Source organism: Pseudomonas sp. ADAK2 (assembly GCF_012935755.1).
In the GTDB taxonomy this organism is placed as follows: Bacteria; Pseudomonadota; Gammaproteobacteria; order Pseudomonadales; family Pseudomonadaceae; genus Aquipseudomonas.
The window spans coordinates 352,168-365,342 of sequence record NZ_CP052862.1; the positions used below are offsets into that span (position 1 = coordinate 352,168).

At 61.7% G+C, this 13,175-nt stretch carries 13 protein-coding genes; 5 read left to right on the top strand and 8 right to left on the bottom strand.

Annotation, left to right across the window (positions count from 1 at the left end):
- Positions 1-83: 83 nt before the first annotated feature.
- From HKK52_RS01735 to HKK52_RS01750, 4 genes are all read right to left on the bottom strand, one after another.
- Positions 84-872: a MipA/OmpV family protein gene (locus HKK52_RS01735; protein ID WP_169369048.1), complete on the bottom strand. Its 789-nt coding sequence runs from the start codon at positions 870-872 to the stop codon at positions 84-86.
- Between the two features lie 296 nt (positions 873-1,168).
- Positions 1,169-3,403 (bottom strand): TonB-dependent siderophore receptor, encoded by a 2,235-nt coding sequence (locus HKK52_RS01740; protein WP_169369049.1) that lies wholly within the window; start codon positions 3,401-3,403, stop codon positions 1,169-1,171.
- A gap of 106 nt (positions 3,404-3,509) precedes the next feature.
- Positions 3,510-3,998 carry a GFA family protein gene (locus HKK52_RS01745; RefSeq protein WP_169369050.1) on the bottom strand — a complete coding sequence of 163 codons (489 nt, stop codon included), beginning with the start codon at positions 3,996-3,998 and terminating at the stop codon, positions 3,510-3,512.
- A gap of 46 nt (positions 3,999-4,044) precedes the next feature.
- Positions 4,045-4,449, bottom strand: a complete 405-nt coding sequence (locus HKK52_RS01750) for a PaaI family thioesterase (RefSeq protein WP_169369051.1) — start codon at positions 4,447-4,449, stop codon at positions 4,045-4,047.
- A 214-nt stretch (positions 4,450-4,663) separates the two neighbouring features.
- Here HKK52_RS01750 and HKK52_RS01755 point away from each other — a divergent pair, with 214 nt between their 5' ends.
- The 3 genes from HKK52_RS01755 (at position 4,664) to HKK52_RS01765 (ending at position 7,858) form a co-directional block, all read left to right on the top strand.
- Positions 4,664-5,548 (top strand): LysR substrate-binding domain-containing protein, encoded by an 885-nt coding sequence (locus HKK52_RS01755; RefSeq protein WP_169369052.1) that lies wholly within the window; start codon positions 4,664-4,666, stop codon positions 5,546-5,548.
- Positions 5,549-5,648: 100 nt separating this feature from the next.
- Entirely contained in the window at positions 5,649-6,758 is a 1,110-nt protein-coding gene (gene aguA / locus HKK52_RS01760; RefSeq protein ID WP_169369053.1) for an agmatine deiminase, read from the top strand.
- 2 nt (positions 6,759-6,760) lie between these two features.
- Positions 6,761-7,858 carry an extracellular solute-binding protein gene (locus HKK52_RS01765; RefSeq protein ID WP_169369054.1) on the top strand — a complete coding sequence of 366 codons (1,098 nt, stop codon included), beginning with the start codon at positions 6,761-6,763 and terminating at the stop codon, positions 7,856-7,858.
- Between the two features lie 107 nt (positions 7,859-7,965).
- Here the strand turns inward: HKK52_RS01765 and HKK52_RS01770 are convergent, their stop codons facing one another.
- The 4 genes from HKK52_RS01770 to HKK52_RS01785 form a co-directional block, all read right to left on the bottom strand.
- Positions 7,966-8,583 (bottom strand): DNA-3-methyladenine glycosylase family protein, encoded by a 618-nt coding sequence (locus tag HKK52_RS01770; protein WP_169369055.1) that lies wholly within the window; start codon positions 8,581-8,583, stop codon positions 7,966-7,968.
- A gap of 5 nt (positions 8,584-8,588) precedes the next feature.
- Positions 8,589-9,392, bottom strand: coding sequence for an isocitrate lyase/PEP mutase family protein (locus HKK52_RS01775; RefSeq protein ID WP_169369056.1), 804 nt, complete (start codon positions 9,390-9,392; stop codon positions 8,589-8,591).
- A gap of 24 nt (positions 9,393-9,416) precedes the next feature.
- The gene (locus HKK52_RS01780; protein ID WP_169369057.1) at positions 9,417-10,499 is read right to left on the bottom strand and encodes a bifunctional transcriptional activator/DNA repair enzyme AdaA; all 1,083 of its coding nucleotides are present in this window, start codon (positions 10,497-10,499) and stop codon (positions 9,417-9,419) included.
- A 368-nt stretch (positions 10,500-10,867) separates the two neighbouring features.
- Positions 10,868-11,488: a LysE family translocator gene (locus tag HKK52_RS01785; RefSeq protein ID WP_169369058.1), complete on the bottom strand. Its 621-nt coding sequence runs from the start codon at positions 11,486-11,488 to the stop codon at positions 10,868-10,870.
- A gap of 214 nt (positions 11,489-11,702) precedes the next feature.
- Here HKK52_RS01785 and HKK52_RS01790 point away from each other — a divergent pair, with 214 nt between their 5' ends.
- Positions 11,703-12,674 (top strand): Bug family tripartite tricarboxylate transporter substrate binding protein, encoded by a 972-nt coding sequence (locus HKK52_RS01790; RefSeq protein ID WP_169369059.1) that lies wholly within the window; start codon positions 11,703-11,705, stop codon positions 12,672-12,674.
- Positions 12,671-13,165: a tripartite tricarboxylate transporter TctB family protein gene (locus tag HKK52_RS01795; RefSeq protein ID WP_169369060.1), complete on the top strand. Its 495-nt coding sequence runs from the start codon at positions 12,671-12,673 to the stop codon at positions 13,163-13,165. The genes HKK52_RS01790 and HKK52_RS01795 overlap by 4 nt, the downstream gene beginning before the upstream one ends.
- The last annotated feature ends 10 nt before the right edge of the window (positions 13,166-13,175 follow it).

Genomic DNA, 13,175 nt, shown 5'->3' on the forward strand with positions numbered 1-13,175 from the left:
GGAATGCAGCCCGGGACGCTCTGCGTCCCCTTGGAACGCGGAGCGTCCCTTGAGGCATTCCCACGCAGAGCGTGGGAACGATCTTAGAAGGCATAAACCACCTGTCCCGCCACCGATGTCTGCAGCCGCCGCTCGACAATCGGGCTGTCCGCCGCCTCGCTCGCCAGATACTGCACCGCCAGCACCGTGGTAAAACTCCAGCGCTCATCAATCGGCAACGACCAGGTCAGGTCCGCCCCGCGACTGACCAGCCCGCCATGGGTGTCATGCGCCCGGAACTGACTGCGCGACGCCTGCGCGTTGCTCACGCCATACCAGGTGCGCAGGTAGTTGCTGTCGCCGAACTGACTGTTGAGGCTGCCGACCACGCTGCCGTATTCACCCTCGTAAAACGGTGCGCTGATGCTCAGTTTCAAGCGGTTCCAGGCCGAGCCGGTGTCGTGGTCGTCATCGTCCTTTTCCAGCGCATGTTCGAAGCTGGCGCCGAGAATGATCGGGCCCATGTGGTACTTCCCATCCAGACCGATGACCGGCCGCGCCTTGATCGAGCCCATGCCGTTGAGTTCGTCCGAGCCTTTGAAACCGGTCTTGCGGTCCTTGCGCACATCACTGGCGCCGATGTAGACGCTGAGGCCGAAATCGTCTTCGTCAAAGGCCCAACCCAGGCCCTTATCGGTGTCGAGGAAGATCCCATAAGGACTCTCAACCTTGGCGCCCAATAGCGGCGCCACGGTGCGTTCGTCGCTGCCGCTGTAACGCGGCACGCTGGCGGCGCCGGCACGCAGGGTGTAGCGCCAGTCTTCGGCGCAGGCCGAGGTGGAGGGAACGAGCAGGCACAGCGAAGTCAGCGACAGACACATGGAGCGAAACATGAGAGCACCCGAGGGAATTTGGATGCGCCCATGCTAGGCGGCGGGTGACGAGCAATCTTTGAGAGCTTTGTCGGGAAACTGTCAAAGACTGTGAAGGGCGGCGGCAGCCGAAACCCTGTAGCAGCTGCCGAAGCCTACGTCCGACTTGTAGCAGCTGCCGAGGCACGAGGCTGCGTTCGGCTGCGAAGCAGTCGTAAAACCTGAGCACGCGGTCTTCCTGAAACACCGCGTCGCCGAACGCAGCCTCGTGCCTCGGCAGCTGCTACAGGGATCGGGTCAGGCTCAGCCTTGCGGTGTTAGAAATCCCACTTGGTGGTCAACGTCAAATTCCGCGGCTCGCCATAGAACGTCGTATCGAAGTTGCCCAAACCGGTCAGGTAGCGCTTGTCGAAGACGTTGTTGGCATTGGCCGTGAAGCTCAAATGCTCGTTGTACTGATAGCGCGTCATCAGGTCCACAAGGGTGTAGCCGCCCTGTTTGATCTGGGTGTAGTCGCCCACGGTCGGGCTGTAGATCTTGCCGTAGAACGCGCTCTGCCAGCTGATGCCGCCACCGACGGTGACTTTGTCCAGCGCGCCGGGCAGGCGGTAGGTGGTGAAGGTGCGCACCACATGTTCCGGTTTGCTGGTGGACAGCGGGTAACCGAAGATCCTCTGTTCATCGGCGTCGCGGGTGCGGGCGTAGGTGTAGCCGGCCATCAAGTTCCAGCCCTCTGCCAGTTCGCCGGCCAGTTCCAGCTCGATACCTTGGGTCTTGGTGCCGTCGACGGCTTTGTAAATGCCTTCGTTGGTGATGGCGTTGGTGCCGATCGATTCCGCGACGCCGTCCTGCTCGATGCGGAACAAGGCCAGGCTGGCGTTCAGTTTGCCATCCAGGTACGCCGCTTTCAGCCCGGTTTCATAGCTGTCGCCCTCGACCGGGGCCAGGGTCGTACCGTTGCTGTCCTTGTAGGTTTGCGGCTGGTAGATCGAGGTGTAGCTGGCGTAAATCGAGTACACATCGTTCAGGTCATAGATCACACCCGCGTAAGGCGTGACCACGCCGTGTTCCTTGTAGCTGGTGTGGGTGTCGTCCAGGCCGGCGCCGGGGTTGTAGCCGTAATCTTCGTTGTACTTGAAGGTGCTCAGGCGGCTGCCGAGGATCACCGACAGGTCGTCGGTCGGACGCAGGCGCGTGGCCAGGTAAATACCGTTCTGGCTCTGGGTGCGTTCGTATTTGCCGTTCTTCGGGAACTCCTGTTTCGGCAGGTGACCGTTCCAGTCGTAGATGCTCCCCGGTACTTCGGAGAAAGCGCTGGTGTCGTAGGTCGAACCGGTCTGGCGCGAGTGGGACGTCATGACGCCGGCCACCAGTTCGTGCTCGCGACCACCCAGGCTGAACGGCCCGGAGACGTTCACGTCAGCGGTGTTCTGCACCCGATGACCTTCCCAGCGACCCCAGTACATAAACATGCCTTCGCCAGTGGCGCGGTCCGGGTTGCCACCGCTGGCCGAGGCCAGTTGGGTGTCGTGGTCGGTGGTTCTCTGGTCGAGGCTGACCTTGAGTTTCCAGTCATTGGCCAGGGCTTGCTCGAGCGAGGCGAAGTAAGTGGTTTCGTCGAAATCGCGACGGCTCCAGTCGGCAGCCGGGTTGAAGTGACGCGGGAAGTCGGTACGCCCGCCATCAGAGAAATACGTCGGGTTACCGGTCCAGGAACTGCCGCGCGGGGTGGCGCTGGATTTGTCGATGCCGAAGGTCAGCAAGGTATCAGGGGTCAGGTCGGCTTCGAGAATGCCGTAATACAGGTCTTTCTTATGGCTGTAATGGTCCTGGTAGGAATTCTTGTCCGAATACGAGCCGACAAAACGCCCGCGCACGCTGCCCGAATCATTCAGCGAACCGGAAATATCGCCGGTGCTGCGGTAGGCATCCCACGAGCCAACGGTGCCGCTGACCGAGGCCTTGAACTCCTTGGTCGGCTTCTTGCGGATCAGGTTGACGGTGGCGGACGGATCGCCCGAACCGGTCATCAGGCCGGTCGCGCCTTTGATCACTTCGATGCGGTCGAGGCTGGCCGAGTCGTCGCTGTTGTTGGGGTTTTCACCGTATACGCCGTCGTAGGGCTGGTTGACCCCGTCGTACTGGAAGTTGGTGATGGCAAAGCCGCGAGCGGAAAACTCGGTGCGGTCGCTGTCGTACTTCTGCGTCGAGATGCCGGGGGTGTTGCGTAAGGCATCGCCAACGCTCTGCACGCCGCGGTCGTCCATTTGCTGACGAGTGATCACCGTGACCGATTGCGGGGTTTCGCGAATCGACAACGGCAGGCCGGTGGCCGACGACGTCGAGCCGGTGGTGTACGAATGCGTGTCCTCGGTGGTCGCGCCCAAGGCCTGGCCGGCGATGTTGGTGGCGTCCAGTTGCAGTGCTTCGCCCTTGGCTGCGCCTTTTTCTTCGGCATGGGCGGCGGGAGCAAGGCTCAGCAAAGCGGCCGGAAGGGCCAGGGCCAAGGGGCACAAGGCAAAACGAAAACGCGCGGCGAGGTGGTGCGGCATGGCGGTCCCTTTGTATCGAATCGATCGGTAATTGAATGCGTCTGCAGGGTTAACCGAACGAAAAATGCAAAGGGGAACTGTCGTGCGCAAAAAAATCGATTTTCTTTCAGCGGCCCAAACCCAGCCGCTCATGCCATTGGGCGATGGATTCTTCGGGGTAGACGTCAAATTGCTTGTCTTTGGACTGAACCTGGACTTCCACCCACGGCGCTTTCGAACTCAGCATCAAATGCGTGTGCTCCGGTGGCACCGGCAACGCAGTGTCGATGGCCGAGGCAAACGGATGGATCAGCTCCGGCCATTCAGGGCTGAACAGCCATAACCCCGAGCCGCACACCGAACAGAAATGTCGTTCAGCCGTGCTGCGGTGCGCACGTTTGTCGCCTTCATCCTTGAGCCGCGCGTGGTAGATCGCGATGTGCTTGCGCCCACTGACTTTCAGACTGCCCGCATCGCCACTGATGTTGATCGCAAAACCGCCGCCACCCTGGGTTTTGCGGCAGATCGAGCAGTAGCAACGCTGATAAGGGTAGGGGTGGGCGCTGGCCAGACTGAACGACACCGCGCCGCAATGGCAGGAACCTTCGAGCTGCATGACAACCTCCGACTGTTCTTGAATGGGTTCAAGACAGCCTAGACCCTCAGCGGCTTTCGACCGGCACCAGAATCGCGTCACCGGTCGCCACCAGCTTCGACTGATCGCCCGTCTGCGCAAACAGCTCGGCGCGGGCGAACACCTGCTTCTTCCCGGCCTTCACCACCCGGCCCTTGGCGATGAACACTTCACCGACGGCGGGCGCCAGGCAATTGACTGAAAAGTGCGAAGCCAACACGTTGCCGGCCACTGTCCCGGCGGCAAAACCGCAGGCCGTGTCCAGCAGTGCGCCGATCAGCCCCGCGTGCAGGAACCCGGCATATTGCGCCATGTCAGCCTCGCGAAAGGCCATGGACAGGTCCGCTTCGCCGCTGATGGCGTGGGTGACTTCAATGCCGGCCCAGCGGTTGAACGCCGAGGTTGAGTTGATCTGTTTGAGTGCGTTGAGCATGGCGAATCCCTCCGATTGAGGGATCAACATGCACCGGGTGTGCGGGGAAGTCATGGTGGATAAAGGTGGGTGATGGGCCGGGGGATTGGTGGTGAATAAGCTGGCCCCATCGCTGTAGGAGCAAAGCTTGCTCGCGAAGAACGATAGCGCGGTCCCACTGGACGCCCGCGACTGGTCGGGGCAGCATGGGCCCCTCGAAATCGAGGCTCCACTCATGCGACGTCTACCTTCCCTGGCCGCACTCAAAACCTTCGAATGCGCCGCCCGCCACGCCCATTTCGGTCGGGCCGCCGCCGAGTTGTGCGTGACCGACAGCGCCGTCAGCCATCAAATCCGCCAGCTCGAAGAGCAACTGGGCGTGTCGCTGTTTATCCGCGAAGGCCGGCAGATTCGCCCGACCATGGCCGCCGGGCGCCTGATGCAAAGCTTGCAACAAGCCTTCGAACTGATCGGCGAGGCCTGTGACGAGCTGCGCGATCCGTCATCGCTGGCGGTGCTGCGTCTGGCGGTCACCGCCGAGCTGGCGCAGAAGTGGCTGATGAGTCGCCTCACGGATTTTTACGTGCGCTACCCGCACATCACCTTGCACCTTTACGAGCAACCGATCGACGCCACCGCGCCAGGGGAAGATATCGACCTGGCGATCACCTACGGCACCGGTCCGGTGGACAGCAGCGCGTTCTTCGTTCGGCCCTTGCCGGCGTTACAGTTTTTCCCGGTGTGCAGCCCCGGCCTGTTCAACCAGGGCACGCTGAAAACCCCGAAAGACCTGGCGCGCCATTGCCTGCTGCACGACGATCAGGACGGCAAGACCTGGACCGCCTGGCTCACCAGCCATGCCGGCGACCCGCGTCCGGAACGGCAGCTGTATTTCGCCCACGCCGGGTTGGCGCTGGAAGCGGCGGCGCAAGGGCAGGGCGTGGCCATGGGCGACAACCTCACGGCGCAGGAAGACTTGCTCAGCGGTCGGCTGGTGCGGCCGTTCGCGGCCAACATCACCGCGCTGGGCCAATACGCGCTGGTCTGTGAACGTGTTCGCCTGGAGCGTCCGGCGGTGGCGCAGATGCTCGAATGGTTCAACGATCAACTGGTCGATTGATGAGTTGAATTCAACTGTTCCGAAATAATCATCGTTGGCGAGGAGGGCGCTGGCGACCTTAGCCTGTGGTCATTCCAATCCCCGCTGATGAGGTTTGCCCATGGCACGTTTGCTCGATTCCACCCCAAAACAAGACGGCTTCCGTCTGCCCGGCGAGTTCGAAGCCAAGTCCGGCTGCTGGCTCGGCTGGCCGGAGCGCACCGACGTGTGGCGCAACGGCGCCAAGCCGGCGCAGAAAGTCTGGGTGCAGATCGTTACCGCGATTTCCCAGAGCGAACCGGTGACCGTGTGTGCCTCCGCTGCACAGTTCGCCACCGCCCGCCGGCAGTTGCCGCCACAGGTGCGAGTGGTCGAGATGACCTGCAACGACACCTGGTTTCGCGACAGTGGTCCGTGCTTTGTGGTCAACGACGCCAGCGGTGAAGTGCGCGGCGTGGATTTCGAATTCAACGCGTATGGCGGCCTCGACGGCGGCTTGTACTACCCGTGGGACAAGGACGATCAGATCGCCAGCAAGATCCTCGAAATCGAACGCTTCGACCGTTACCGCGCGCCATTGATTGCCGAACTCGGCGGCATCCAGAGCGACGGCCAGGGCAGCATCCTCACCACCGAACAATGCCTGCTCAACCGCAATCGCAACCAGCATCTGGGCAAAGAGGAAGTCACCCGCCGCCTGAGCGATTACCTCGGCGCCGAGCAAATCATCTGGCTGCCCCGGGGCTGCAAGTTCGACGAAACCGACGGCCACGTCGATGACCTTGCGTGCTTCGTCCGGCCCGGCGAAGTGGTGCTGCAATGGACCGACAACCGCGATGACCCGCAATGGGAAATCTACCAGGAGGCCTACGACATCCTGCGCAGCACCCGCGACAGCCGTGGCCGCGAGTTGATCGTGCACAAGTTGCCGCAACCGAACGTGCTGGAATGGACCGCTGAAGAAGCCGAGGGCCTGGATCAGCAGGACAGCACCCACACCCGTCAGGCCGGCACGAAGATCTGCGCGTCGTACATCAACTACTACGCAGGCAACCGCTCGATTGTGGTGCCGTTGTTCGGTGATCGTCAGGATCAGGCCGCGTTAGCCACCCTCGCCGAACTGTTCCCGCAACACAAAATCGTCGGCATCGAAAACTCCCGGGAAATCCTCCTCGGCGGCGGCAACGTCGCCTGTATCACCATGCCGCAATACGCCGGCAAAGGAGTGTGATCGTGAGCCTGCACAAACTGACTCAAGCGTTATTGCTGGTGCTTGCACCCCTGTGTGTGCAGGCCGCCGACTCCGATAAACCGGTGGTAAATCTGTACATCTGGGGCGAGTACCTGGCCCCGGACACCCTGAGCAATTTCGAGAAACAGACCGGTATTCATGTGGTCGCCGATCACTTCGATTCCCTGGAAACCGTCGAGACCAAACTGCTCACCGGTCGCAGCGGCTATGACCTGGTGCTGACGGCGGGGCAGCATCTGTCCCGGGCGATCCAGAGCGGCGCGATCCAAACCGTGGACAAACAGCAACTGCCGCATTTTGCCGGCGTCGGCGAGGAGTTTCGCCAGCACATGGCAGTGTTCGATCCGGGCAACCGCTACGCCGGGATCTACGCCTGGGGCACCACCGGCGTTGGCTATCAGGAGGAGGCGGTCAAGCAGCGCCTGCCCGACGCGCCACGGGACAGTTGGGCAATGTTGTTCGATCCGGCAGTGGTGGCGAAATTCGCCGACTGCGGGGTCAGCCTGCTCAACGATCCCAACGAAGTGTTTGCAGCGGTGATGAAGTACATGGGCCTGGACATCAACCGCCAGAGCCTGGATGACCTGAAACTCGCCGAGCAGCAATTGGCGAAGATCCGGCCCTACATCCGCTACTTCGACAACGACCTGAACATCAGCGACCTGGCCAACGGTAACACCTGCGTGGCGATGTCCTGGAACGGCAACGTCGCCATCGCCGCCGGCCAGGCTACGGCTGCGAACAAACCGTTCAAGCTGAGTTACCGGATACCCAAGGAGGGCACGTTGATCTGGTTCGATGCGATGGTCATTCCCAAGGACGCGCCGCATCCCCAGGCGGGGCTGGCGTTGATGGATTACCTGATGACACCGCAGGTGATTGCGCCGATCACCGACACCATTCACTACGCCAACGCGATTACGGCGGCGGATAGCTTGATTGATCCGGCAATTCGCAATGATCCGGGGACCTATCCGTCGGAACAGGTGCGGGCTTCGTTGTACAGCAAGAATGATAATGGCAAGGCGTTTAACCGGGCGCTGATTCGGGCGTTCAGTCGGTTGAAGTCGGGGTTGTGATGGGCTTTTGAAGGTGTATCGAATGGGCTGACGTCATCGCGAGCAAGCTTTGCTCGGGGTGTGGAACTGTAGGAGCAAAGCTTGCTCGCGAAGAACGATAACGCGGTCTAACGGTTAGGCACCCGCCACAAATACCACGCCGCCACCGTCCGAAACGGGCTCCACTCAAGTCCAATCTCAATCATCTGCCTGCGCGTAGGCTGCACCTCCAACCCCTTCATCCGCCGATACCCTTCACGTACACCAAAGTCATCCGCCGGCAAAATATCGGGCCGCTCCAGGCTGTAGATCAGCAACATTTCCACGGTCCAGCGGCCCACCCCGCGCAAGGTAATCAAGCGCTCGATCAGCGCTTCATCATCCATGGCCAGTGCCGTGGCGTAATCCGGCACCACACCGTCCAGCGTCGCCTGGGCGATGCCCTGGATGGTTGCGATCTTGCTCGCGGAAAACCCGCAACTGCGCATCTGATCAAAGTCTGTTGCCAGAATCTGCTCCGGCCTGGGGAACGCGCTGGAACCAAATAACCCCAATAGCCGCCCGACAATCGCGTCCCCGGCCCTGGCATGCAGTTGCTGATAGGCAATCGCCCGCACCAGCGACTCATAAGGATCACGCGCCGGATGGGGCTGATGCAGGCACGGGCCGATGGCGGCGATATGGCGTTGCCAGTCGTCATCGATAGACGCTAGAAAGGTACTGGCAGACTGATAGATGTCAGGCATGGCGGTCAGGGTTTTTTGAGCAGGGCGTTCACTTCGCCATAGGTGAGCGCCTTCAGGTCATGGCTATCGAGCTTGCCGGTCTCCAGAAAGCTTTTCGCCAAGACGCTCATTGCGCCATAGAGGAATTCGGCAATGCCGGAGCCGGCGCTCAACCGCCGTACCCCGAGGGTTTTCAGCTCGTCGGGCGATGGCAGGCTGGCATTGCCCAGTACGTTCACCGGCAGGGGCGTGCCACGGCAGATTGCGCCGATCTCGTACTCCGCGGTTACGCCCGCGGCGAACAACCCATCGGCGCCGGCCGCCTGATACAGCGCCGCGCGCTTGAGCGTTTCGGCGACGCGATCTTCGGCGGGGACCAGGCCCTTGAGGTACACGTCGGTGCGGGCATTGATAAACAATTTCACGCCCCGGCGCTCGGCGACCTCGCGGGCGACTTCGATCTTGCGCGCCAACAGCTCCGGCGGCGATGCGCCGTCCTCGATATTGATGCCGACGGTACCGGCGGCGATCACCGCGTCGATGACTTCGGCGACCCGCGCCAGGTCGTCGGAATAGCCGGCCTCGATGTCCACGGTCAATGGCACGCTAATGATTCGGGCGATGGACTCGACCGTCGCCACCAGCCGTTCGAGGGGCAGGCTGTTGCCGTCCTGATAACCATGGGCCCAGGCCACCGCCGCGCTGCTGGTGGCCACGGCTTTGCTGCCCAGTTGTTCCACCAGCCGCGCCCCGGTGGCGTCGGCGACGTTGGTGAGGATCAGCAGGCCGTCCTGATGCAGCCTGTGGAACTGTTGGTCGAACGCTTCCATCGAATTGCCTTCCCTATGAAATGATCAGAACGCCAATTGTTGTGTGATCTGCATCGCTGCCTTTTCCAGCCGCAGCAGAAACGCCTTGCGCGGTTGTCCGCCACCATAGCCAGTCAGCGAGCCATCCGCGCCAATCACCCGATGACAGGGCAGCACAATCGCCAAGCGGTTATGCCCGTTGGCCAGTCCGACGGCACGACTGGCACCGGGTTTGCCCAGTAGCGCGGCGATGGCGCCATAGGTGCTGGTGTGGCCGTAGGGGATCAGCGCCAGTTCGGCCCAGACTTGCCGGGCGAATTCGCTGCCCGGCAGGTGCAACGGCACCGTGAATTCGGTCAGTTGCCCAGCGAAATACTGCGCCAGCTCGGTCTCGATTTGCTTCAAGTGACCGTTGTGTCCCGGCGCCACGACGTAGCCGTAACGGTTTTGCAGTTCTTCGACTTCCCTGGTCAGCGCCGGGCGATCAAGAAACTCCAACAGCACCAAGCCGCGCCGCTCGGCCATGGCGATCATCGGCCCCAGCGGCGTGGTCAGCCGGGTGAACAGCAGCGGCTCACTGTTGGCGGCGCGACCCGGGGTGATGTGGAAGGACTTCTGAAAGGCGTCGCGAAAACCGCTCAGGGATTCGTAGCCGGAATCAAAGGCGACATTGTCGATGGATTCGCCTTGCTTGATGCCGCCCAACGCCATCCCAAGGCGCCGGGTACGCAGCCAGGCGTGGAAAGTCATGCCGAAATGCTGCTTGAACCAGCGCCGCAACTTCAGCGGCTCGATGCCCTCGGCTTGCAGCTGGGTGTCGGTCCAGCGCTGGTCCGGTTCGGCGTCGACCAATTTGAGCAAACGCTGCACCCACTCCGGGGCAATGGCTGCCGCGTCCAGCGGTTTGCAGCGCAGGCAGGCGCGGTAGCCGGCGGACATGCACTCATCGGCATGGGCAAAGAACTCGACATTCTCCGGCTTGGGTTTGCGCGCCGTGCAACTGGGACGGCAGAAAATCCCGGTGGTCTTGACCGCGGTAAAGAACACCCCCTCGTAGGCGGTGTCTCGTTCGAGCATGGCGCGAACCATCTCGGCGTGGGGGGGCAGCACAGCGTTTTGTAGGTTCATGGGGTGAGCATAAGGCCGGTCTGCCGACGCCTCCACCGGAAAATCGACAGAGAATTCATCACGCTAATGCCGGTGCCGATGATGGATCTCCGGAAAGTGCGCATGACTATGGTGCAGCGGCGTGTGCTCGTGTTCGTGGCTGTGCAGCAGGAGCCGGGGCGAGTTCCTGGGTGCCGAAAAATCTATGCAAACCCGAGGAACGACAGGACCACCACGACAATCACAACGACCCCGACGATGTAGATGATGTTGTTCATGAATTCCACCTCTCAACCAGAACAGGATGGCGAAACGAAGGCGCTACAAATACAAGGTAGTGCACCTTGACTGGCAATTCCATTCGACGACCCTACATGGATCGCGGGAGTTCAGGCCCTGCGCGCCATCAACAACACCGAAGCCGCCGCCGACAACAACCCCGCGCAGCAACGGTTGAAGATCCGCTTGCCTCGCGGTTCGGCGAACCAGCGACGCATGTGCAAGCCCATGTAGGCATAGGCGCTGATGGCGACCCATTCCAGCATCAGGAACAGTGCGCCGAGCACGGCGAATTGCGGTGTGATCGCTCGCGTCGGGTCGACGAATTGCGGGAGAAACGCGGTAAAGATCAGGATCGCTTTCGGATTACCCGCCGCCACCAGAAACTCCTGGCGCGCCAACGCCAGCATCCCCACCGGCGCACCCGCCACTGCGTTTTGTGCGCCGGGATCGGCCCGCCACAATTGCCAGGCGAGATAGAACAAATACGCCGCCCCCAGAATCTTGATCCCGTAGAACAACAGTTCCGACGTTTGCAGTACCACCGCCAGCCCGGCCGAGGCGAGGGCGATCATCCCGGCAAACGCCAGCAAACGCCCGACCCCAGCCAAACAGGCGCGGCGATAGCCGTAGCGGGTGGAGTTGCTGACGGACAGCAGATTGTTCGGGCCGGGGGCCATGTTCAGGGCAAAACAGGCCGGGACAAACAGGGTGAGGGTGGCGAGGTCCATGGTGCGGGCTCCTGATCCGGGAGTCCTTTTTTATCACGGATGGAAGGGGGTTTTGGCCATACAGTGATGGACGCAAGTCACCGTACACTTGGCCTTCACGCCAAAAACCCAATCCATGACCTACGCTGTCCACAGACGCATGTTCAGTGAGCAGGGCTTGCTCCTGAGCGAGATTCCACCGCCATCCCCACAAAAACAATAGAGGGAGATCACCATGCAGGCCATGTTCCGTCGAATCACCCGCGCCATCGCTGTCGCCATTACATCGGCTGCGCTCACGACATCGGTCTTTGCGCTGGACACCGTCAAGTTCATGGCCCCCGGATCCGTGGGTGGCGGCTACGACCAAACGGCTCGGGATCTGGGCAAAGCCTTGATCGAAGCCAAAGCAGCCAAATCCGTCACCTTCGAGAACAAGGGCGGGGCCGGCGGGACGTTGGGGTTGGCGCAGTTTGCCAACAGCACCAAGGGCGATCCGAATGCGTTGCTGGTGGTCGGTGCGATCATGGTCGCTGGCATTGAGCAGAACAAGCCGCAAATCACCTTGAAGGATGTCACGCCGATTGCCCGGCTGTTTACCGAATACAACGTGATTGCCGTGCGCAAGGAGTCCGAGTTCAAGACCCTGGAAGACTTGCTCAAAGCCTTTAAGGAAAAGCCCTCCAGCATCACTTGGGGCGGTGGTTCCAAAGGGTCGATCGATCACATCGGCATCGCCGACCTGGCCGGCAAAATGGACATCCCGGTGAACAAGGTCAATTACGTCGCCTTCGCCGGTGGCGGGGAAGTGGTGGCCCAGGTCTTGGGCGGCCAGATCAAGGTGATCACCGGGGGTTATGCCGAACTGGGGCAATACATCAAGAACGGCCAGTTCCGGGTACTCGCCATCGGCGCGCCCGCACGCGTTGAAGGCATCGATGCCCCAACGCTGAAAGAGAAGGGCTACGACGTGATTATCGGCAATTGGCGCGGCGTGTACGGCGCGGCCAACCTCACGCCCGAGCAGCGCCAGGAAGTGACCGGCGCCGTGCTGGCCGCCGCCAAGACCAAAGGCTGGCAAGACAATGTCGCCATCAATGCCTGGTCGCCGAGCATCCTGACCGGGGATGACTTCGGCAAGTTCGTCGACGAAGAACACGTGCGACTGCGGGCGATGCTGGTCGAGGTCGGGCTGATTTCGAAATGACCGCGTCGCGCACTATTGTCCCGGCGCAACTGGCGATTGGCGTCGGTGTGATGGTCATCAGCGTCGTGTTGGCGGTCGGCGCCTTCCGGTTTCCAGAGGAGATGGGGTTCGTCATCCTCGGTGCCCACGTGTATCCCTACGCGTTGGCGGCGTTTCTCGGGGTCGTCGGCCTGTTGCTGAGTTATCAAGCGCTGAGCGGTGGCTTTCGCGAACTGGCCGACCACGATGACGACAGTGCCAAGGTCATTCCCGGCGGCAAATTCGGTGCGGCCTGGGTCACCGGCGGGCTGGTGGCGGTGGCCGTGCTGATTAACCTCATCGGCTTCGTCCTGGCGGCCGGGTTGCTGTTTGCCTGTTCGGCCCGGGGCTTCGGCAGTCGCCGGCCGCTACGCGACCTGGCCATCGGGATTGCCCTGACGCTGCCGATTTACTGGCTGTTCAACGCCGGGCTTGGGGTCTCCCTGCCGCCCTTGATCAACGCCTGGATCTGATCCGGGCCGA

Bases quoted from the DNA above. Each gene is read 5' to 3' on its own strand.
- HKK52_RS01735 (WP_169369048.1), bottom strand. From the start codon at position 872: ATGTTTCGCTCCATGTGTCTGTCGCTGACTTCGCTGTGCCTGCTCGTT.
- HKK52_RS01740 (WP_169369049.1), bottom strand. From the start codon at position 3,403: ATGCCGCACCACCTCGCCGCGCGTTTTCGTTTTGCCTTGTGCCCCTTG.
- HKK52_RS01745 (WP_169369050.1), bottom strand. From the start codon at position 3,998: ATGCAGCTCGAAGGTTCCTGCCATTGCGGCGCGGTGTCGTTCAGTCTG.
- HKK52_RS01750 (WP_169369051.1), bottom strand. From the start codon at position 4,449: ATGCTCAACGCACTCAAACAGATCAACTCAACCTCGGCGTTCAACCGC.
- HKK52_RS01755 (WP_169369052.1), top strand. From the start codon at position 4,664: ATGCGACGTCTACCTTCCCTGGCCGCACTCAAAACCTTCGAATGCGCC.
- aguA (WP_169369053.1), top strand. From the start codon at position 5,649: ATGGCACGTTTGCTCGATTCCACCCCAAAACAAGACGGCTTCCGTCTG.
- HKK52_RS01770 (WP_169369055.1), bottom strand. From the start codon at position 8,583: ATGCCTGACATCTATCAGTCTGCCAGTACCTTTCTAGCGTCTATCGAT.
- HKK52_RS01775 (WP_169369056.1), bottom strand. From the start codon at position 9,392: ATGGAAGCGTTCGACCAACAGTTCCACAGGCTGCATCAGGACGGCCTG.
- HKK52_RS01780 (WP_169369057.1), bottom strand. From the start codon at position 10,499: ATGAACCTACAAAACGCTGTGCTGCCCCCCCACGCCGAGATGGTTCGC.
- HKK52_RS01785 (WP_169369058.1), bottom strand. From the start codon at position 11,488: ATGGACCTCGCCACCCTCACCCTGTTTGTCCCGGCCTGTTTTGCCCTG.
- HKK52_RS01790 (WP_169369059.1), top strand. From the start codon at position 11,703: ATGCAGGCCATGTTCCGTCGAATCACCCGCGCCATCGCTGTCGCCATT.
- HKK52_RS01795 (WP_169369060.1), top strand. From the start codon at position 12,671: ATGACCGCGTCGCGCACTATTGTCCCGGCGCAACTGGCGATTGGCGTC.